Source organism: Collinsella aerofaciens, from assembly GCF_040910185.1.
Taxonomy (GTDB): Bacteria; Actinomycetota; Coriobacteriia; order Coriobacteriales; family Coriobacteriaceae; genus Collinsella; species Collinsella aerofaciens_BF.
The window spans coordinates 1-21086 of sequence record NZ_JBDGBA010000013.1; the positions used below are offsets into that span (position 1 = coordinate 1).

17 protein-coding genes and 1 pseudogene are annotated in these 21086 nt (G+C 60.7%); 8 read left to right on the forward strand and 10 right to left on the reverse strand.

Going from position 1 to position 21086, the window contains the following annotated elements; all coding sequences use genetic code 11:
- Positions 1-94 precede the first annotated feature (94 nt).
- Positions 95-469, forward strand: a pseudogene (locus AB5Z54_RS06360) (transposase); the annotation flags it as partial.
- A gap of 12 nt (positions 470-481) precedes the next feature.
- Positions 482-1102: a LysR substrate-binding domain-containing protein gene (locus AB5Z54_RS06365; protein ID WP_368160885.1), complete on the forward strand. Its 621-nt coding sequence runs from the start codon at positions 482-484 to the stop codon at positions 1100-1102.
- Between the two features lie 347 nt (positions 1103-1449).
- On the opposite strand, the gene AB5Z54_RS06370 is transcribed toward AB5Z54_RS06365, so the two are convergent.
- The 8 genes from AB5Z54_RS06370 to AB5Z54_RS06405 all read right to left on the reverse strand — a co-directional run bounded on the left by AB5Z54_RS06370 (position 1450) and on the right by AB5Z54_RS06405 (position 11978).
- A complete protein-coding gene (locus tag AB5Z54_RS06370) occupies positions 1450-6234 on the reverse strand; it encodes an acyl-CoA dehydratase activase-related protein (RefSeq protein WP_368160847.1) in 4785 nt (1594 codons plus the stop codon).
- A gap of 12 nt (positions 6235-6246) precedes the next feature.
- A complete protein-coding gene (locus AB5Z54_RS06375) occupies positions 6247-6957 on the reverse strand; it encodes a TetR/AcrR family transcriptional regulator (protein WP_368134951.1) in 711 nt (236 codons plus the stop codon).
- A gap of 275 nt (positions 6958-7232) precedes the next feature.
- The gene (locus tag AB5Z54_RS06380; RefSeq protein WP_022094649.1) at positions 7233-7358 is read right to left on the reverse strand and encodes a hypothetical protein; all 126 of its coding nucleotides are present in this window, start codon (positions 7356-7358) and stop codon (positions 7233-7235) included.
- A gap of 155 nt (positions 7359-7513) precedes the next feature.
- On the reverse strand, positions 7514-8371 hold the full coding sequence (locus tag AB5Z54_RS06385; RefSeq protein ID WP_349074667.1) for an HAD-IIB family hydrolase: 858 nt from the start codon (positions 8369-8371) through the stop codon (positions 7514-7516).
- A gap of 87 nt (positions 8372-8458) precedes the next feature.
- On the reverse strand, positions 8459-8797 hold the full coding sequence (locus tag AB5Z54_RS06390; protein WP_089572298.1) for a P-II family nitrogen regulator: 339 nt from the start codon (positions 8795-8797) through the stop codon (positions 8459-8461).
- Positions 8798-8943: 146 nt separating this feature from the next.
- Entirely contained in the window at positions 8944-10221 is a 1278-nt protein-coding gene (locus AB5Z54_RS06395; protein ID WP_368134950.1) for an ammonium transporter, read from the reverse strand.
- 197 nt (positions 10222-10418) lie between these two features.
- Complete coding sequence (locus tag AB5Z54_RS06400; RefSeq protein WP_368134949.1) at positions 10419-11438, reverse strand: putative ABC transporter permease; 1020 nt, start codon at positions 11436-11438, stop codon at positions 10419-10421.
- Between the two features lie 3 nt (positions 11439-11441).
- Entirely contained in the window at positions 11442-11978 is a 537-nt protein-coding gene (locus tag AB5Z54_RS06405; RefSeq protein ID WP_055286820.1) for an HD domain-containing protein, read from the reverse strand.
- A gap of 227 nt (positions 11979-12205) precedes the next feature.
- Between AB5Z54_RS06405 and AB5Z54_RS06410 the strand changes: the two genes are divergently transcribed.
- The 6 genes from AB5Z54_RS06410 to AB5Z54_RS06435 all read left to right on the forward strand — a co-directional run bounded on the left by AB5Z54_RS06410 (position 12206) and on the right by AB5Z54_RS06435 (position 18652).
- On the forward strand, positions 12206-13987 hold the full coding sequence (locus AB5Z54_RS06410) for a 1-deoxy-D-xylulose-5-phosphate synthase (protein ID WP_368134948.1): 1782 nt from the start codon (positions 12206-12208) through the stop codon (positions 13985-13987).
- Positions 13988-14366: 379 nt separating this feature from the next.
- Positions 14367-15362 (forward strand): glutamate ABC transporter substrate-binding protein, encoded by a 996-nt coding sequence (locus AB5Z54_RS06415; protein ID WP_368134947.1) that lies wholly within the window; start codon positions 14367-14369, stop codon positions 15360-15362.
- A gap of 138 nt (positions 15363-15500) precedes the next feature.
- Complete coding sequence (locus tag AB5Z54_RS06420) at positions 15501-16160, forward strand: amino acid ABC transporter permease (protein WP_006234894.1); 660 nt, start codon at positions 15501-15503, stop codon at positions 16158-16160.
- Positions 16157-16990 (forward strand): amino acid ABC transporter permease, encoded by an 834-nt coding sequence (locus tag AB5Z54_RS06425; RefSeq protein ID WP_368160849.1) that lies wholly within the window; start codon positions 16157-16159, stop codon positions 16988-16990. Before AB5Z54_RS06420 ends, AB5Z54_RS06425 begins: the two co-directional genes overlap by 4 nt.
- Before the next feature lie 36 nt (positions 16991-17026).
- Positions 17027-17791: an amino acid ABC transporter ATP-binding protein gene (locus tag AB5Z54_RS06430; protein WP_368160850.1), complete on the forward strand. Its 765-nt coding sequence runs from the start codon at positions 17027-17029 to the stop codon at positions 17789-17791.
- Positions 17792-17842: 51 nt separating this feature from the next.
- Entirely contained in the window at positions 17843-18652 is an 810-nt protein-coding gene (locus AB5Z54_RS06435) for a gamma-glutamyl-gamma-aminobutyrate hydrolase family protein (RefSeq protein WP_368160852.1), read from the forward strand.
- A gap of 105 nt (positions 18653-18757) precedes the next feature.
- Here AB5Z54_RS06435 and AB5Z54_RS06440 read toward each other — a convergent pair whose 3' ends face one another.
- Positions 18758-19114, reverse strand: a complete 357-nt coding sequence (locus AB5Z54_RS06440; RefSeq protein ID WP_229089719.1) for an Hpt domain-containing protein — start codon at positions 19112-19114, stop codon at positions 18758-18760.
- 23 nt (positions 19115-19137) lie between these two features.
- Entirely contained in the window at positions 19138-21018 is a 1881-nt protein-coding gene (locus AB5Z54_RS06445) for a diguanylate cyclase (protein ID WP_368160854.1), read from the reverse strand.
- Positions 21019-21086 lie beyond the last annotated feature (68 nt).

Sequence of the window (21086 nt, forward strand, 5' to 3'; positions counted from 1 at the left end):
CGAACATAAAATCTTGCAGTGCCAGGCCTGAAAGTTTTGCGTGCCACCCATGAAACTACGGTCTTGACGAAAACAGCTGGAGGGGTGCTGCCCCAGGGCGGCGGCGGTGCTGGAGGAGGCCGAGCCCGACGCGCTGGCCTACCTCGACTTCCCGCCGACCCACTGGAAGCGCCTGCGCACCAACAACGTGCAGGAGAGGACCAACCGGGAGATAAAGCGCAGGTCGCGCGTCGTGCAGGTGTTCCCCTCCACGGGCTCGCTGGTGCGGCTCGCGGGCGCGGTCATGTGCGAGCAGGACGAGATATGGCAGGAGTCCAGGTACTTCTCGGAGGTGAGGATGAACGAGCTCTACGATGACGGTCGCACTCGGGGAATCGACGGTCCCGTCGAGTGGGCGCGGCTCGAGGCGGAGGCCAGGAAGATGCTCGAGTCCGGCCTCGAGCTTGCGGACAGGGTCGAGGCGGCATAGGATATCAACCGTATTCCAGATTCCAGGACGCCGGGCCGACTCACTTCGGATCGGGCGCTACACCAACTTTCTCGACATTACCGCGGAACGTGTTTATCCCTTCTACTTGACAGACAAATCGACATTGCAATTGTCGCTGGACAAGTAGACACCAATCTTTTTGAATCACATTTTTTATTGAATGCCGAAGTCAACCTCTTAGTTGAAAGCAGTCACCCATTAGCTAGTCGCGCAACGGTAAATCTAAACGCGGTGGCTCGATATCCAATTGCAAACACCTGTGACATTCGATATTGTCGAAAGAGAATAAACTCAGTATTTAACCATCTGGGCCTTTCCCCTTCCTACGAGAATATTAACTTAGCAGACCAGCAAAATTTGTCCGATTTTCTGATTCATAAGCATGGGATTATTCTGACCATAGCCTCGCAAGCGTCTCAATTCAGGATAGGCTATCCAGCAAAAATCGTTTGCCTAGACGAACAAGACAGAATATCAATCCCTTTTTACTGCGTTTCAAATTCAAACGATACCCAAGCGCAAACTCATCACGCGATAAGCTGCATTCAACTTGAGGCACGCCAGCTCTCTCGATGTTTAAAAAGCGCTGAAAGAGGAGACCTTTCCAGCTGAATGTGACGGGCATGCTAATTCCATGCAAAACAGCAACGTATTCCGCCAGAACAGAAGCGTGGGTCAGCCCATGTTTTTTGAAGTATTCCGAGAGAAAACAACGAGGGCCTGACAGACTCTTGCCAAATCAGTGACCCACTCACCACCCGCAAGCCTGTGCCCCACTTCCGAAATAAATGGCTCAGCCCCACCTTCTCAGCGGGTTGAGCCGAGCACTGACCGCACCATTCATTGTCAGCACCGCCCCAGACCAAGCCAGAGAAAGATGGCGCGGCGACAGCCAGATGGCCGCCACCGCGCCTCACACATTATTTCGGCAAGCCGCTGTTAGCGTCGGAATAATTTAGCTACTTCACACCGCGTCTCAGGCGCTCAGCGACCGACGCCACGGCACTCTCATCGACCGAGCCGCAGCTCACGCAGCCGTCATGGGCACGCATCTGGCCGGTGACCTCGTCCATCGCGAGCGGCGCCACCTTCTCAAGCTTAAAGCCCTTGCCGGCGCGCATATTCTCCTTTGCCACACTGATCATGAGCTTAATACGGTTGAGCTGGTTGACCTCGGATGCACCGGGGTCGTAGTCCACCGCAACGATGTTGCTCTCGGGATGCTGGCGGCGCAGCTCCTTAATCACGGCCTTGCCCACCACGTGGTTGGGCAGGCACGCGAAGGGCTGCGTGCAGATGATGTTGGGTGCGCCGTGGTCGATCAGGTCGAGCATCTCGGCCGTGAGCAGCCAGCCCTCGCCCATGTTGTTGCACACCGAAAGCACCGTGCGGGCCTTGTCGGCCATGGTGCCGATGCGCTCGGGCGCCTCGAAGCGGCGGGACTTCTCGAGCATCTCCTCCACCGGCGTACGCATCCAGTCCACGAGTTTGATGAGCGCCTGCATACCAGCGCGCGTGGTAGCAGAGCTACCCAGCTCATCCTTCTGCAGCTCGGCGTTGCTCATGGAGTACAGGAAGAAGTCGAGCAGACCCGGTACTACGGCCTCGCAGCCCTCGCGCTCGATCACGTCGACCACATGGTTGTTAGCCGTGGGATGGAACTTGACCAGGATCTCGCCGACCACGCCCACGCGCGGCTTGGTGCCCTCGCCCACGAGCGGCATGGTGTCGAACGCGCGGATGGCCTCGCGGCACAGCTTGGTGTAGTTGTGGCGGTTGAACTTGGGCGCCAGCTTGCGGGCGCGCGCCATGTACTCCTCGTAAAGCGCATTGGCGGCACCGGGCGCTGCCTCGTACGGGCGGCAGCGGTAGAGCATCTGCATCATCACATCGCCAAAGAGCACCGCGTAGACTGCCTGCTTAAGCAGTGCCGGCGTAATCTTAAAGCCGGGGTTGTCCTCGCCGAGCGCCACGGCCGAAAGCGAGATCACCGGGATCTCGGGGTGGCCGCTCTCGCGCAGGGCCTTGCGGATGAGCGCGATGTAGTTGGTGGCACGGCAGCCGCCGCCGGTCTGGCTGATGACCACAGCCGTCTTGGACAGGTCGTACCGACCGCTCTCGATGGCCTCCATAATCTGGCCCGTCACCAGGATCGACGGATAGCAAATGTCGTTGTTCACGTAGCGCAGGCCAGCCTCGACGGCATCGTGGTCAGTCGAGGGCAGCAGCTCCAAGTTGTAGCCAGCACCACGGAACACCTCTTTGACCAGGTCAAAGTGGATCGGCGCCATCTGCGGGCACAGGATGGTATAGCCCTCCTCGCGCATCTGCTCGGTAAAGGGCACCTTGGGCCACGCGGTCGATGCGCTCTCACGCTGCGCCTCGAACGTGTACTTGCGGCTCGCGAACGCGGGGGCATCCGTGGAGGGCGCCACCGGCGCGGCATCGCCTTGCTCGTAGGCCTCGCCCGCGGCCGTGGCATCGGCCAGGCGCTCGGCCTCCTGGTCCTTGAGCGCAGCCATGAGCGAGCGGATGCGGATGCGCGCGGCGCCCAGGTTGGACACCTCGTCGATCTTGAGCACGGTGTAGATCTTGCCACTGGCTTCCAGAATCTCCTGCACCTGATCGGTGGTCAGAGCATCCAGACCGCAGCCGAAGGAGTTGAGCTGGATTAGGTCCAGGTCGTTGCGCATCGTCACAAAGCGGGCGACGGCGTACAGGCGGCTGTGGTACATCCACTGGTCAACGACGCGAATCGGACGCTCGGGCTTTATCAGATGCGCAAGCGAATCCTCGGTAAAGACCGCAAAGCCAAAGCTCGAGATAAGCTCAGGCAGGGCGTGGTTGATCTCGGGGTCATTGTGGTAAGGACGGCCGGCGAGCACAATGCCGTGGCCGCCGTGGTCCTCGACCCACTTAAGAGCCTCCTCGCCCATGGTCTGGATGTCCTCGTGGAAGCGCGCATCGGCCTCAAAGGCAGCGTTGACGGCGGCATCGACCTCGGAGCGCGTGATTTTAGGACCGCGCACGCGACCGCGACCGGCCTCAGCATCGGCCACGCGGTCGACGGCGAGCACCTGGTACAGACGGCGCTTGAGCTCGGTCTTGTCGTGATAGGGCACAAACGGGTACAGGAACTCGATGTTCTGCTCGCGAATCTCGTCGATATTGAGCGCCAGCGCCGTGGGGTAGCTCATGACGATGGGGCAGTTATAGCAGTTGCCAGCCGTCGGATCCTCCTTGCGCTCCCAACGCACGCACGGCATCCAGATGAAGTCGACGTCACGGTCGATAAGGTTCATCACGTGGCCGTGGCTCATCTTTGCCGGGTAGCACACGCTCTCGGACGGCATGGACTCGATGCCCGCCTGGTAGGTCTTCTTGCTCGACTGGTCGGACAGCTGCACGCTAAAGCCCAGGCGCGTAAAGAACGCGTGCCAGAAGGGGTAGTTCTCGTACATGTTGAGCGCGCGCGGGATGCCGACGGTGCCGCGCGGGGCCTCGTCGGGGCTCAGGACCTCGCGGTTAAAGAGCAGCTCGTTTTTCTTTTTGAAGAGGTTGGGGGCCTCGGTCTTCTGCTTTTTGTGGCCGGCGCCCTTCTCGCAGCGGTTGCCGGTAATGAAGCGCCTGCCACCGCCAAAGTCGTTGACGGTAAGCTGGCAGTTGTTGGAGCAACGGCCGCAGCGGACATGCTTTTGCGTCACGGTGAGGTGCGCGATGTCCTCAGCCGAGAGGATGGTCGAGGTGCCGTCGGCGCCAGCGCGATCGCGAGCGAGCAGGGCCGCGCCGTAGGCGCCCATGCAGCCGGCGATGTCGGGACGCACGGCATGAACGCCGGTGAGCTGCTCAAACGCGCGCAGCGTGGCATCGGACATAAAGGTGCCGCCTTGGACGATCACCTGGCTGCCGATCTCCTTGGGATCGCGCAACTTAATGACTTTGAACAGGGCATTCTTGATGACGGAATAGGACAGGCCGGCCGCAATGTCGCCCACCGTGGCGCCTTCCTTTTGCGCCTGCTTGACGCGCGAGTTCATAAAGACCGTGCAGCGACTGCCCAGGTCGACCGGGGCCTTGGCATGGATGGCGGCGTTGGCGAACGCGCGCACGTCCATGTTCATAGAGACGGCGAAGCTCTCGATAAAGCTACCGCAACCCGACGAGCAGGCCTCGTTGAGCATGATGTGCTCAATAACGCCGTCCTTGACGCGCAGGCACTTCATGTCCTGGCCGCCAATGTCCAGAATGAACTCGACGCCGGGCAGGAATGCCTTGGCGCCGCGCAGGTGCGCGACGGTCTCAATCTCGCCGGAGTCGGCCTTGAGGGCCTCGATGAGCAGCGCCTCGCCGTAGCCCGTGGTGGTCACGTGGCCGATGGTGCAGCCGGCAGGGATGTGATTGTAGAAATCGGCCATGATGACCTTGGCCGTGCCCAGGATGTCACCGTTGTTGTTGCCGTACCAGGTGTGCAGCAGCTGGCCGTCCTCGCCCACGAGCGCGGCCTTCATGGTGGTGGAGCCGGCGTCGATGCCGATGAACACGCGGCCGGTGTAGCCGTCGAGCTTGCCCTTGGGGACGACCTCGGTGTCGTGGCGGGTTTTGAACTCGGCGAAGTCCTCGTCGGTGGCAAAGAGCGGATCCAGGCGCTCGACCTCGGCACCCTGTGTGTCACCCAGGGCATCGATAGCCTCGATGAGCTGCGGGAACGTGCTGAGCTTGTTGGACTCATGCGCCATGGCGGCGCCGCTCGCCACAAACAGGTGGGCGTTTTGGGGCACAATGCGGTGCTCCTCGTCCAGGTTGAGCGTGAGGTAGAAGCGATGGCGCAGCTCGGAGAGATACTGCAGCGGGCCGCCCAAGAAGGCGACGTTACCGCGGATGGGACGGCCGCACGCCAGACCCGAGATGGTCTGGGTCACGACGGCCTGGAAGATGGAAGCGGCGACGTCCTCGGGACGGGCGCCTTCGTTGAGCAGCGGCTGCACGTCGGTCTTGGCAAAAACGCCGCAGCGGCTGGCGATGGGATAGATGGTGGTGGCGTTGGCCGCGAGTTCGTTAAGGCCGCTGGCGTCGGTGTGCAGCAGAGTGGCCATCTGGTCGATGAAGGCGCCCGTGCCGCCGGCGCAGGTGCCGTTCATGCGCTGCTCGATGCCGTTGTCGAAGTAGATGATCTTGGCGTCCTCGCCGCCCAACTCGATAGCGACATCGGTGGCCGGGATGAGGGTCTCGACGGCGCGCTTGCTGGCGATGACCTCCTGGACAAACTCCAGGTCGAGCCACTGGGACAGCAGCAGGCCACCCGAGCCGGTAATGGCGCAGGTCATCTGGGCCGTCGGCAGCACGGTCGCAGCGCCCTCGAACAGATCACGGGCGCAGGCACGGACGTCGGTGTGGTGGCGCTGGTACTTGGCGTAGACGATCTGGTTATCGTCGTTGAGCACGGCGAGCTTAACGGTGGTGGAGCCCACGTCGATGCCCAAGTGCAGGTTGCCGTGGGCGGCCTCGGGGTTGAAGACCGCGCCTTCGGGAGCGTGGGCGGCAGTGGCGGCTACGGGCTCAGCGGCGGTGGCGGGCTCGTTAGCGACGGACGTCCCCCCTGCCGCGTTCTTGGCATCGGCAACTGCCTCAGCAACTTTCTCGGCAGCCGCGGTCGCGGCCTTCTGCGCGGCGTCCATCACGGCGGGCGCGGCCTCACGCGCGGCAGCGACCATACGGTCCTTAATGCCCTCGACGAGTTTGCTCATCTGTCTCTCCTCTTAGTTGTTGGACTCGATGGTTGCGGCGGTGTCGACCGCGTCCTCGAGCTGCAAGTTCAATAGCTTCATGCCGTATTCCGGCACGTTGATATCGATGGGTTGGCCATATAGGTCGCCGGGACGCACAAAGGCGATAACCGTCATAATGCGCGCCATGGCTTCGGGCGATTCGGTGAGCCCACGCTCAAACCAGCGCTGAATCAGGCCGACCTCGGCACTCACGACGTAGGTAACGTAGTAGTCAAAGAATGTACCCAGCGCCAGGCCCAAAATGCCCGTCTGCGCACGAGGCACCACGGCCTCACGCGCGGTGTCGATAATCTTTTTAATAAAGGCGGGGTCGCCGCCCGGGCCCAGCAGGGCCCCGATAAGGTCGCGATTGGCCGCAAGATAGCGCAGCAGCTCAACCGAACCGGGTGCCGGCTCAAGATCATCGATGTTGTGATAGAGGTCGGGCAGCTGAGCTGCGGTGATGAGCTCAATGCGCTCACGGATCTCGGCCAGCAAGCCGTCCTCGATTTGATTGATAAAGTCGGGGATATCGCGGTAATGCGAATAGAACGTGCGACGCGTAAGGCCAGCGCGCTCGGTGAGCGACGCGACATTAATGCGCGAAAGGTCGCCGCTTTCGGCAAGCTCGCTAGCAAGTGCCTGGCGAAGGGCACGCTGCGAGCGAAGGGACCGGCGATCGCATTTCTCGAGCTGGGACAAGCGTCCTCCTTGTTACTCAGCCTGTGCGCTATTGCACAGTGCGAGTATTATTGCACACCGTGTGCATCAACACGTAAAGGCAATATTTGGGCTGTGACAAAGGGACGGTCCCTTTGTCACATTCAGCGACCGCCTAGGTTGTGCCAGTTGTGCCTGGCTTTTGAAGCGGCATTGCCGATTGTTCAAAATGTCATTCGTGGGTAGAATAGTGTCGACGGCAGCCCAAGTTCTGGAAAGCTGGGCAGCGCCGTTGTTTGCATTAGGGGGTCAACGCCTTAGCGGCGGCGACCCCTTCTGTTGCGCTTCGAACGCTGCTTGAGTGCCTCGGAAAGGCCGACAAGTGCCGTGAAGAACGAGACCAAAGCGGTCAGAAGTCTCACGAAATCAATCAAATCGGTCATGGGCATCACCTCCCATCAGATGGAGGGCGCTGCCCGACACATGGAGCTGCCGTCAACGATACCGATTCTATCAAAACTTAGTTATATATACGAATATATGTTCGCATGCCAAAGGTGCAGGGTTCTCGTGAAAAAGGGGCTGTCCCTTTGTCACATTATTCGATGACGGTGCGGGAATTTTGCTTGTGCATGGTGGCGAGCATGTGTTTGGGGACGGCGTGGACCATGCAGCTGCCGATGGTCGCGCTCGCGGCGGCCTTGGCGGCATCGCTTGCGTTTTTGGTCGCGTAGCTGTGGCGGAAGCGTTTGAGCATGGCAATGTCGTTGCCGCCGTCGCCGTAGACCGCGACCTCGTCCTCGGCAATACCGTAGTAGCCCGCCAGCCACGCCACGCTCTCGCCCTTGTTGCACGCCACGTCCGTGATCTCGAACATCACCGGATCGAACGGCGCGTTGACCACGCGGTCCGATCGCTCAGCCAAATATGCCTTAAGGTCGCGCTCCAGCTCGGGCGAGGTCACGCGGCAGTTGATTTTGCACACGTCATGACGCAGGATGTCACCGATCGACTGGTCGAAATACTGTTCCTCGTGATACCCGCCACGTGCACGCATGCCGCGCATCACGATGCGCTTGATAGGACTGTCCTTTTTAAAGCCCGCCTGGTGCATCTCGAACGAACCGCTCGAGAACATGCCGTCGGGCGTGGAGCAGTCGAAGCAAATGTCCGGGAACGCTTTGAGCAGCTCCTCGGTAACCTGCGGGTCGATGGTCCAGGTCTTGAGCACCTCACCATGGCTGTCGCGCACGATGGATCCGTTGGAGCAGCAGGCGTCGAGTGCCAGACCTGTGAAGCCATGCTCGCCGATCGGCAGCGTCGAGCGTCCGGTCGCGGGAACCACATGCAGCCCGGCTTCGGTCAGCTCGCGAATGGCGCGGCGGATGGTTCCGTCGGCCTCGTGTAGGGCATTCAGCAGCGTTCCGTCTAAGTCACTCGCAAACATCTTGATCATGGGCATGCCTCTCCTTCGTCTGCACGATATTGTAGACGAGAACGGGCGCACCCCAAGAGAGGCACGCCCGTCAGGCGAAAGATTGTTCTACACCGCGGCGGGGCCGTGTTCGCCGGTGCGGATGCGGATAACTTCCTCGACCGGCTCGACCCAGATCTTGCCGTCTCCAACGGCACCGGTGCGAGCAGCATTGCAGATAATCTCGACAATTCCGTCGACATGCTCATCGGCGCAAATGAGCGTGAACTGCACCTTAGGGATCGTGTTGACAAGCAACTCGTTGCCGCGCACGTATTCCTTCCAGCCATGCTGCGCGCCGCAGCCCTGCACCTGGTTGATAGTCATACCGCGAACATCAGCAGCAAACAGCGCATCTTTAAGAACCTCAAGCTTTTCCTGGCGCACGATAGCCGTGATCTTTTTCATAATGAATTCCTCTCAATAATCAACGTATCCCTTTACATGAGACGCGGGTTTCCCAGATGCCGCAGATTGGATTGAAAGAGGAACGCCGCGTACTTTTGTACGCAAGCGACGGTTTGAAACCCAAGATGCGGTGCCTGGGGAAGCCGCTAGTCAAGTCCCGAGAAGGAGGGATATGCGCTCTCGCCGTGCTGACTCGCATCCAGGCCCAGCGCCTCGTCGGCCTCGTCCACACGCAGGCTGCCGTAGAACAGCGCCTTGACCACTGCGGCGATCACCAAATCGAGCACCAGCACAATAGCAACCGTCACCACAATGCCCAAAATCTGCGAGATGAGCAGCGACACGTCGCCCGTGTAGAACAGGCCGCCCTTACCGGTCCATGAGAGCTCCGGCACGCAGAACAGCCCCGTGAGCACGCCGCCCAAGATGCCGCCGATGCCGTGGCAGCCAAACGCGTCGAGTGCATCGTCGTAGCCAAACTTGGTCTTGAGATGGCTGATGGCCAGGTAGCAGACGGGCGAGACGATCAGGCCCATGACCAGCGCCGCCCACGGTTCGACAAAGCCCGCGCCCGGCGTGACAACCACAAGGCCCGCGACCAGACCGGTGCTGGCACCCACCAGCGTGGGACGACCGGTGTGTACGCGCTCGACGGCAAGCCACGAGACCATGCCCGCCGCGCTGGCCGTCACGGTGTTGAGGATGGCAAGCGCCGCCACGGCGTCGGCCTTGAACTCGCTGCCGCCGTTAAAGCCAAACCAGCCAAACCAAAGCAGGCCGGCGCCCAACGCTACAAACGGTACGTTATGCGGGCGATAGCTCACCATGCCAAAACCGCGACGACGGCCGAGCATCAGGCAGAGAATCAAGCCCGTCAGACCGGACGAGATGTGCACCACGTCGCCGCCGGCAAAGTCGAGCGCGCCGATGATGTCACCGATAAAGGAGCCCTCGCCGCCCCACACCATGTGGGCGAGCGGCGCGTAGACCACGAGCAGCCAAATGCCCAGGAATGCCGTCATGGCACCAAACTTAACGCGCCCGGCCAGACTGCCCGTGACGATAGCGGCCGTGATCATGGCAAATGCCATCTGGAAGGCGATGTTGATGATCTGAGGGTAGACGGCACCGTCCGCAGCATTGCTCTCGGCCGCCTGAAGCACCTGGTTGAGCACCGGCAGGCACAGCAGTTGGTCAAAGCCCCCAATAAACGGACTAGAGCCGTTGCCGCCGTAGGCCAGCGACCAGCCGGCAACAATCCACAGCACACCAACCAGGCCAATGGCGCCAAAGCACATAAGCATGGTGTTGATGACATTTTTGCGCCTGGACAGGCCGCCATAGAAAAACGCCAGACCCGGTGTCATTAAAAACACGAGCATGGTACAGATGAGCATAAACGTTGTCGATCCCGTATCGTACATTCGCTCCCCCTTGGTCGCATGAACGTTGTCGGCGCCCATGATGCGACCGAGGGGCAACTGGTGTAGACCAGGTACGGCGTTGTTAAACGCTGCGTTGTCGAATGGAAACGGCACCGCAATCTTGGAAACGGCGCGGCAACGGACGAGAAACGAACGGGAAATACGCGAGCAAGGGAGCCGCGAGCGCCCCGTCCCGGCTAGCGCCGAAACAGCTCGTGGGCGCGGTCGCGGAGATTAGTTGCTCGGATGACACCTTCGTAGTGGTTGATGCGCAGACGCGGGAAGGCGTTAAAGAAGCGCAGGTCACGACGACTGAGTGACACGCTCGGCACCGGACGGCTCATGCGCTTACCGGCAAGGCGACGGCTGAGCGACGGACGCGGCATGCTCGGCGCGGCATCGGCCACGCGACGGGCAGCGAGCGCCAGGCCGCGAGCACCGTCCGCGATAAACGTCGGCATCGAAGCCTTCTCGCGCAGGGCATCGAGCGTCGCGTCGCCCAGCTCGGCCAGCCACGCGTTAACGGCACGACTGCGGATATGCGTCTGTGTCACCGAGTCGATCGCCGAATCGGGAATACGTTCGAGCATGGAGTCGGACGCATCAGCAAGCGACTCGTTGATGCGGTCGGCAAGGTCGGCGCGCACACGCTCCAGCTGATCCGACAGGCGGCGCCAGCTGGCCAACGAGCACGCCGCGTCGACCATCATCGCGACCGCGACGATAAAGGAGGACAGCCGCACAATCAGCACCGGCAGATGACCAAGCAGCCCCAGCAATGCCGGCTCCACTAAACGGCAAATGCACAGCGCACCCAGGCCAAACGCGCATGCCCAGTACAGGCAGATACGTCCGTGCAGGTTAAACGGCAGGTGCGAATAGTCCCAAAAGCGAGCGCCCGTTGTTTTTTCCAACAGCACGCCTACGCTGTACTCAATCACGCTGCAAACGAGCGCTGCAGCGACAAACTGGCTCGAGGCATCCGGAATCCCGCGCAACAGCAGCCAGCAGGCAATGCCGCCCACACCATAGATAGGACAACACGGCCCCAGCAAAAAGCCACTGTTGGCAAATCGTCCGTGATTGAGCATGGCGCATACTGTCGACTCCCATACCCAACCGCAAAACCCGTAAAAGGCAAACGAGAGCACCAGTGCCGAGAGTGGGCAGGCGGCAAGCGTCGCGCCGCCAAACGCCATATCAATCGCGGTTTCCACCGTCTACCCTCTCCTCTTTTCACTCGATGCTTTGCTCACGCTATCGTCCGTCTCATCCTTGCGCGGCAGGCGGCCGGCGACCGTCTCACGCAGAGCACACCATTTATCCGCCAGGCACACAATCCACGCCTCGCGACACGTCGGCGGCACCGGCACCAGCGGAAACATATGCCGCACGATAATATTCCGCTCGCGCGGCGTCAGCTCAAAATCTTCCTCGGCACGCGCCAGAGCAAAAAATGGATGCCGGAATCCGTGCAGTCGATGGCTCGGGTCGGGGTCGTGCCAATCGTAGAGAAAGTAATCGTGTAACAAGGCTCCGCGCAGCAACGAGGCGCGGTCGACCGAAACACCGACGCGGCCCAGGCGCTCGGCAAAGGACAGGCTCGCCCGCGCTACCGAAGTCACGTGCGCATAGACCGTCACATCGCCATGTTGGATAAACTCGCGCGTCAGGTCCAGACGGCCCGCCTGTGCCAGTTGACGGGCAGCATGGTCTACTTCGCGCGCGATTTTCTCGGCACGAACGGCATCGGACATGCTGCCTCCCTCCAGCGGCTCACGGCGGCAAGCCACAGCCTGCACGTATTGAAAAAATCATCATCGAATCTATCAGTATGGCATCGGACAAAACGTTTTGCCCCACCAGTTGTCGAATTACCGCGCCGCCGTCACATATCAAACGCCAAAATGTGCGAGACTGTCTTGTGCAATTGTGTCGGCCGAGGGAGCGCCGGCGCTCGATTCGCATGGAGTAACCCACAACGATGCTGCTTACGCAAACGACAACGCCCGAGGACGTCAAGGCTCTCGACCGCGCCGAGCTTCCGCTGCTCTGCGGCGAGATTCGCCACGCCATCCTCGAAAGCTCCGCCGCTGTCGGCGGACACGTTGCCCCCAACCTGGGCGTCGTTGAGCTTACGGTTGCGCTTCATCGCGTGTTTAACTCCCCTATCGACAAGATTGTCTTTGACGTTTCGCACCAGACCTACGCCCACAAGGCGCTGACCGGGCGCGCGTATACCTATATCGATCCGGAACGTTTTGGCGAGGCTTCTGGCTTTGCCAATCCCGACGAGTCCGAGCACGACCTGTTCGCCATGGGCCACACCTCCACATCGGTGAGCCTGGGCTGCGGCTTGGCACACGCCCGCGATCTGGCGGGCGACAGCTACAACGTCATCACCATCATTGGCGACGGCTCGCTTTCGGGCGGCTTGGCGTTTGAGGGCTTCAACAATGCCGCCGAACTCGACAGCAACCTGATCATCATCGTCAACGATAACGACCAGTCCATCGCCGAGAACCACGGTGGCCTCTATCGCAATCTGGCCGAGCTGCGCACCAGCAACGGCACCTGTGAGCGCAACGTTTTCCGCGCGATGGGACTCGACTACCGTTATTTGGACGCCGGCAACGACGTGTTGGCCCTGGTCGACGCGCTGCAGGAACTGCGCAATATCGATCATCCCATCGTGCTGCACGTCTCCACCGCCAAGGGCAAGGGCTTTGAGCCGGCCCAGAGCGACCCCGAACGCTGGCACCACGTGGGTCCGTTTGACATGGCGACTGGGCGCAAGCTTTGCCCGGGCCATCCGAGCGAGCCCGCGCCGCGCACCTATGCTGACATTACGGGCGAGGCGCTCAGCGCCGCCATCGAGCGCGATCCACAGGTCGTTGGCATCACGGCCGCCACGCCCTACATCATGGGCTTTACACCCGAGCTTCGCGCTGCCGCCGGCAAACAGTTCGTCGATGTGGGCATTGCCGAGGAGCACGCCGTGACCTTTGCCACCGCGCTTGCGCGCTCGGGCGCCAAGCCAGTCTTTGGTGTGTACGGTACGTTTTTGCAGCGCGCCTACGACGAGCTGTGGCACGACCTGTGCCTCAACGACGTCCCCGCAACCATTTTGGTGTTTGGTGCGTCAATCTTTGGCACCACGTCCGAGACGCATCTTTCGTTCTTTGATATTTCCATGCTGGGCGGTCTTCCCAACATGCACTACTTGGCGCCGGCCTGCATGGAGGAATATCTGTCCATGCTGAGCTGGTCGCTCGACCACCGCGAGCATCCCGTGGCAATCCGCGTACCGGGCATCGGCCTGGTAAGCCGCCCCGACCTTGCGCCCGCCGAAGACACCGACTACAGCGCCGTTCGCTACAACGTGGTGCGTCAGGGCCGCGACGTTGCCGTGCTCGCGCTTGGCGATTTCTTTGAGCTGGGTGAGCGCGTGGCAAACCGTCTGACTGCCGAGTACGGCATCGAGGCCACGCTCGTCAACCCGCGCTTTGCAACCGAGCTCGACCGCGAGTTCCTCGACAGTCTTGCCGCCGAGCATCGCGTTGTCGTCACCCTCGAGGACGGCATCTTGGACGGCGGCTGGGGCGAGCGCGTGGCATGCTATCTGGCATGCACGCCGTTGCGCACGCGCACCTTCGGCATCGCCAAGGGCTTCCCCGACCGCTACGACCCCAACGAGCTGCTCGCACAGAACGGCATGACGATCGAGAACATGGCCGCCGAAGCCGTAAGGCTACTCAACGAGTAAGAAAACCTCCGCAAGGGAAGCACCCCTGCGGAGGTTTTTATTTTCCCAACTCAATTATCTCGATCTGTAACATCTAGGGCCTGAATTCCCGTCTAACTGTTACAGATTGAGACAAAACAGCGAGGCAGGCCGCCACATCTGCAAGATCCACCACAAAGGTGCCTGTCCCCTTTGTGGTGGTTTTCAAAACGCTATCTCAGCTGTAATAATCGACGTTTGCCCAGATAAAACCTGCCAAAATAGACCTGTCCCTTTTTGGTAGGCAGAATAACCCATAAGGTAAGTATGTTTCTGAGTTATTTCGTGTTGACCCATTTGAGCGCGATAGGGTATAACTCTACTCAACCGCTAGGGATTTTATTGAGAAAGGTGTTCTACCATGAGCAAGAACCTCTCCCAGCAGGTCGTTCTCGACCGCCGCGGCTTCGTTGCCGCCACCTTCGCAACCGTCGCCGGCCTTGGTCTTGCCGGCTGCTCCGACACCAGCGCCGAGGCCGACAAGGGTTCCGCCGCCGGCTCTTCCAAGAGCTCCGAGGATACCGAGGTTTCCGCCACGCTCGATGCCAAGGCATTCGACAAGCTCGTCGACAACGGCCCCAAGGCCGATGACGACGCCATCGCCGCCAGCGCCTGGGCGACCGCCGTCAAGGACGCCGGCGTCTTTAAGATCGGTGGCGTTCAGACCTCCACGCTCTTCTCCCTCCTCAACGAGAAAGACGATCAGACCCGCGGCTTCGATGCCGGTATCGCACAGCTCCTGTCCAACTACATTCTGGGCGAGAACAAGGTCGAGATCACCCAGGTGACCTCGGATACGCGCGAGTCCGTCCTGCAGAACGGCCAGGTCGACGCTGTCTTTGCCACCTACACCATCACTGACGAACGCAAGAAGCTCGTCTCCTTCGCCGGCCCCTACTACTACACGCAGCAGGCCATCCTGGTGCTCGCCGACAACGACGACATCAAGAGCGTCGACGACCTGGCCGATAAGAACGTCGCCGTCCAGTCCGGCTCCAACGGCCCCGCCATCCTGGAGGAGTTCGCCCCCAAGGCCAGCCAACAGGAGTTCAAGACCGACGAGGAGGCCCGCCAGGCACTCCAGCAGAGCCGCGTTGACGCCTACGTCATCGATAACAACATGCAGCAGAGTGCCCTGGTCCGCGAGCCCGGTAAATACAAGATCGCCGGCAAGCCCTTCGGCAGCAAGGAGCCCTATGGCATCGGTCTGCCGCTCGATTCCGACGGCGTCGCCTTTGTCAACGACTTCCTTAAGAAGATCGAGGATGATGGCACCTGGACCGAGCTGTGGCAGATCTGCATCGGCGACCGTACGGGCGACACCAATGTTCCCGAGCTGCCCGAGATCGGCGCCTAGGCAGCGAGCCTGGTAACGACCGCAACGAAACCATACGGAAACGCATGGTGCGCTTTATTGCGGTAAACTGTTTCCTCACTGAGTTGTCGGGGCTTCCGTACACACGGGAGCCCCTTTCCTTATCGGCGGGAGGTCCGCATGAGTCTCTCCGAGCTCTGGTCGCTCTATGGCCAGAACTATATCGACGCGCTGCTAGCAACCTGGGGCATGACGCTTGAGTCGTTTGCCATCGCCATGGTGCTGGCCGTCGCCGTCACCGTGATGCGCGTGTCGCCGCTCAAGCCGCTGCGCGTCTTTGGCGACCTGTATGTCCAGGTCTTCCGTAACATCCCAGGCATCGCACTGCTCATCATCGTCGTCTATGCGCTGCCGCCGCTCAAGGTCGTCCTGCCCTACCGCACCTGCGTTATCGTCGCCACGGTCCTTTTGGGCTCGGCCTTTGGCTCCGAGAACTTTATGAGCGGCATCAACACCGTCGGCGTCGGCCAGGTGGAAGCCGCACGTTCACTCGGCATGAGCTTCAATCGCATCCTCGCCAAGATCGTGATTCCGCAGGCACTGCGCTCGAGCGTGCTGCCCATGACCAACCTCTTTATCGCCGTCATGCTCACCACCGCGCTCGGCAGCCAGGTGCCGCTTAAGCCGCAGGAGCTCACCGGCGTGGTGAGCTACATCAACACGCGCTCACTTGGCGGCGTCGCCGCGTTCTTTATCTCGGCGCTCGGCTACCTGGGCACGGCCTTTGTGGTAAGCCACATTGGCAACTATATCGATAAGAAGGTGAGGATCCTCCGATGAGCAAGCATTCCTCCCCTGCGCTTACCATGCGTGATGCGCTCTACGAGGCTCCCGGCCCCAAGATGCGCGCCAAGATTCGCATCGGCACCGCCATCTCACTCGTCGCCGTCGCCGCGCTCGTCGCCCTGGTACTGCAGCGCTTTTATGTGACCGGCCAGCTTTCGGTCCACTATTGGTATTTCTTTACGCACCTCACCACCTGGAAGTTCTTGCTTGCCGGCTTTGAGGGCACCGTTAAAGTCGCACTCACCGCTGGCGCCATCGCGCTGGTGCTGGGCCTCGCTCTCATGCTCGGCCGCACGAGCGACATCAAGCCGCTGCAGCTGGTCTGCCGCGTGCTCACCGATTTCTTCCGCGGCGTGCCGAGCCTGCTGTTCATCTACTTCTTCTTTTTGGTGCTGCCCCAGTACAAGATCGCGCTGCCGTCGTTTTGGATGCTCACGCTCCCCGTCGCGCTCGCTGCAGCCGGCGTACTTGCCGAGATCTTCCGCGCCGGCGTCAATGCCGTGCCGCGCGGCCAGGTCGAGGCGGCCCAGGCGCTCGGTCTCTCCAAAGCTAAAATCACCTTTAAAATCGTGTTGCCGCAGGCGATTCGATTTATCATTCCGTCGTTGATTTCGCAGCTCGTGGTCGTAGTCAAAGACACCACCGTCGCCTATGTGGTGAGCTACCCCGACCTCATGCAAAATGCCCGCGTGCTCATTACCAACTATGATGCACTCGTATCGGTCTACTTGGTGATCGCGGTCATCTACATCCTCATCAACGTCGCGATTAACAAGGCCGCTGTCTATGTTTCGCACAAGACCGGCGCGACCATCATCCGCTAAGTACCCACGTTCTCAAAGCATAAGGAGCCGAGCACCATGGCACAGAGCACCTCTTCCACCGGCAATCAGCCGCTGATCGAGCTCAGACACGTCGATAAGCACTACGGCGATCTACACGTCCTCAACGACATCAATCTCTCGGTCGACCGCGGCGAGGTCGTCGTTGTGATCGGCCCCTCGGGCTCGGGCAAGTCAACCATGTGCCGCACCATCAACCGCCTGGAAACCATCGACTCGGGCGAGATCCTCATCGAGGGCGAGCCCCTGCCGCAGGAAGGCAAGGACCTTGCCCGCATGCGTGCCGAGCTGGGCATGGTGTTTCAGCAGTTCAACCTGTTTGCACATATGACGGTGCTGCAGAACGTCATGCTGGGACCGGTCGATGTGCTGGGTGTCTCCAAGGACGAGGCCCGCGAGCGCGCCATGGACCTGCTGAGGCGCGTGGGCGTGGCCGAGCAGGCCGATAAAGTACCCGCACAGCTCTCGGGCGGCCAGCAACAGCGCGTAGCCATCGCCCGCTCGCTTGCCATGCAACCCAAGGCCATGCTCTTTGACGAGCCCACAAGCGCCCTTGACCCCGAGATGATCAACGAGGTGCTCGAGGTCATGGTCCGTCTGGCCCAGCAGGGCATGACGATGATCGTCATCACGCACGAGATGAACTTCGCCCGCCGCGTGGCCGACCGCGTCGTGTTTATGGCCGACGGCCAGATCGTGGAAACCGGCACGCCCGACGAGTTCTTCGACCACCCCCAGACCAAGCGCGCCCAGGACTTCCTCAACTCCATCAAGGGCCACTAACCAGACCGCCCACCCGCCAGCCATGCCCATCCAAACTCGAAAGCAACACCTATGATCGGAACTCGTACTTCATCGTCCTACTCCCCGCACGTCGACGTCGCCCCCGCCGACCGCCCACTCATCCTCGTCGCACCGCGCTGGGAAGAGGCAGAGCCGTTTTTAACCGAGATGCTCTCCCCCAACGAGGAAATCGCAAGTGTCTTTGTCGACGCCATTCTTACCGCCGGCGGTCTGCCGCTGCAGATGTCCATTACCGAAGACGTCGACGTTATCCGTTATTACGTGGAAATCGCCGACGGCATCGCCATTCCCGGCGGTCCGGACGTCAACCCCAAACGCTGGGGCGACGAGCGTCCTTACGACCCCACGCTGTGCTGCGAGATTCGCGACCGTTTTGAGTTTAAGCTGGTTAACGAGGTACTTCGCGCCAAGAAGCCGCTCTTTACCACCTGCCGAGGCACGCAGCTGCTCAATGTCGCCACCGGCGGCACCCTGTGCATGGACGTGCCGAGCCTGGGTGCGCGCGAGGGCCGCACGCAGTGGCGCCATACCCACGTGCTCAACGATCCCGTGCACCCCGTCGAGGTCGTGCCGGGCTCGCTGCTGGAGCGCGCGGTTGGCGGTCACAGGCTGATCCAGACCAACTCGGCACATCACTGCTGCGTCGACCGTCTGGGTAAAAGCACGCGCTTGGTCGCCAAGGCAACCGACGGCGTTCCCGAGTGCATCGAGGTCGAAGGCCAGCCATTCTGCCTGGGCGTGCAATGGCACCCTGAGTACACGTGGAAGACGCTCGAGACCGACTTTAACCTCTGGAAGTCGTTTGTCGAGGCAGCGGCCAAGGTTAAACAGGCCCGCTAGCCCGCGAACCACAAAACAGATAAGGGCGCCCCGCCGGCCACATGGTCCGGCGGGGCGCCCTTTCACCTATATGTGGCCGGCAAGCAGCCCAAGGCTCGCAAGCTCTTATTCAGCCGCCTCGCGCAAGGCCGACAACGTGGCCGCATATTGCTGCTGCAGCGCATGCATTCCCTCGCGAGCGCCGTCAACGGTATCGGCGCCGCGCAGCGCCTCGGTCACCACGACCGCCGGCTCGTACAGATTATCGAATCCCAGGTTCTGGCTCACGCCCTTGAGCGTGTGCGCTGCCATAAACGCACCTTCGGCGTCTCCCGCCGCCATGGCGGCCTCCAGCTTGTCCATGCTCTCGTCATCCAAAAACTTGAGGGCAAAGCGGGCAAGCATTTCCTCGCCCATCAGCCGAGCGCATGCGTCATCATAATTGGCGCCGATCTTCTCATACGCCTCACGCATGGAAATCATGGATTAAAACTCCTTTGGTCAAACTAAATCGTGGGAAACGCGACGACGTCGGCGGGGCGCGCCAACGTCTCGGCGATACGGTCTTGCACCTCGAGCAGGCAGTCGAGCAACAGCGGGTTAAACTCACCGCACTTACCGTCCAAGATCATCTGGATAGCCTCCTTGTGCGGGATAGCGTCCTTGTACACGCGCACGCTCGTCAGAGCATCGTACACGTCGGCCACCGAAACCACCTGTGCGGCGATGGGAATCTGGTTGCCCTTAAGGCCATCGGGATAACCCTTGCCATCCCAGCGCTCGTGATGCCAACGCGCAATCTGGTACGCATATTCCACAAGCGCATTGCCGACGTGATGGCGGCCCAGCTCGAGCAGCATGTCGGCGCCGATCGTGGTATGCGTCTTCATAATCTCGAACTCCTCGGGCGTAAGACGCCCGGGTTTGTTGAGGATCGCATCGTCAATCGACATCTTGCCAATATCGTGCAGCGCCGAAGCCAGGGCAATCGTGGAGCGCTCCTCATTGTCGAGGGAGATCGTGTCGCTACGCTGGACCAGGCAGTCAAGCAGCAGCTCGGTCAGCTTCTCGATGTTCGTAACGTGCCTGCCGCTCTCGCCGTTGCGAAGCTCCATGACGCCGGCCATGATGTCGATGAGCATGCGACTGTTCTTGACGCGCTCGTTGTACTGCTGGGACAGCAGGCTCGTCAGGCGGCGCTGTTTGGCGTATAGGCGGATGGTGTTGCTTACACGGCGGCGCACGACACGGGAGTCAAACGGGCGGTTGATATAGTCCGAGGCGCCCAGCTCGTACGCGCGCAGAACCATATCATCGGAATCTTCGCTCGAAATCATGATGAAAGGCAGATTGTCGATACCCGATCGGCGAGACAGATCGGCCAACACCTCAAAGCCGCTTATGCCCGGCATGACAATATCCAGCAGCACGAGCGACAACTCATCGCCATAGCGGTCGACCATGTCGAGCGCCGTACGACCGTTGTCGGCCTCGAGGATGCAATACTCGTCCTTGAGCATCTCGTTGAGAATGGCTCGGTTCATCTCGGAGTCATCGACAATAAGCACCGAAGGCTTTTCGCTTTGGAAGGCTTCGATGGAATCGGCATCGGTCACGACCGTACCGGCTTTTGCCTTAGCGCGGCTCAATAACTGGACAGCGCGGCCAACGCCCTCATCGACCGTCTCGCCATGAATGCGAACGCCACCAACACATGCCGTCAAGCTCACGTACTCATGGCCCGGAACAATCGTGGCATGAACGGCATCGGACACCTGATGCAGGCGACGGGTGAAGTCATCGGAGGGAATATTGGGCATGACGACCACAAATTTGTCGCAGCCATAGCGTACAAGCTCGTCAGTCGAACGAATTCCGCTGCGTATGGCCGTCGCCACGGCACCGAGCGCAAGGTCGCCGGCATGACGGCCACACGTATCGTTGAAGACCCTAAAATCATCAAGGTCGATCACCGCAACGCCGGCATTCATGCGGGCGCTACGGAGCTTTTCCTCGTAATATCGGCGATTGCGCACACTCGTCAGCACGTCGGTGTAGACAAGGTCCTCTTCTGCAGCCTCTTGTTCATCGATCGGACGCACCATCAGCAAGACACGAGGCTCACCCTCGACCTTTAGAGGGCGTAGGCGAGCGCGGTACTCAACACCATCGTTGAGCAGTTGCTCCGACACCTCATCGGAGTCTGCCAAAGCCTCAAGACTCGACTGACGCAGACAAGGGCAGCGATCGCCGGCGAGCAGGCAGTTAGGCTCGCTCTTAATCTGATCGGCCGACAGCAAACGCACCACGGGGTAGGTCTTCGCGACGCGGGCGACCTCAGCGGCAGCCTCCTCGTCGGTTAGATTGACCTCGTGATTATTGAGCATATGGGGCCCTTTCGATAGTTTCGCATGGTAGCGGTGGGTTCCAAATGCTACAAGGGTAACACCTTGCC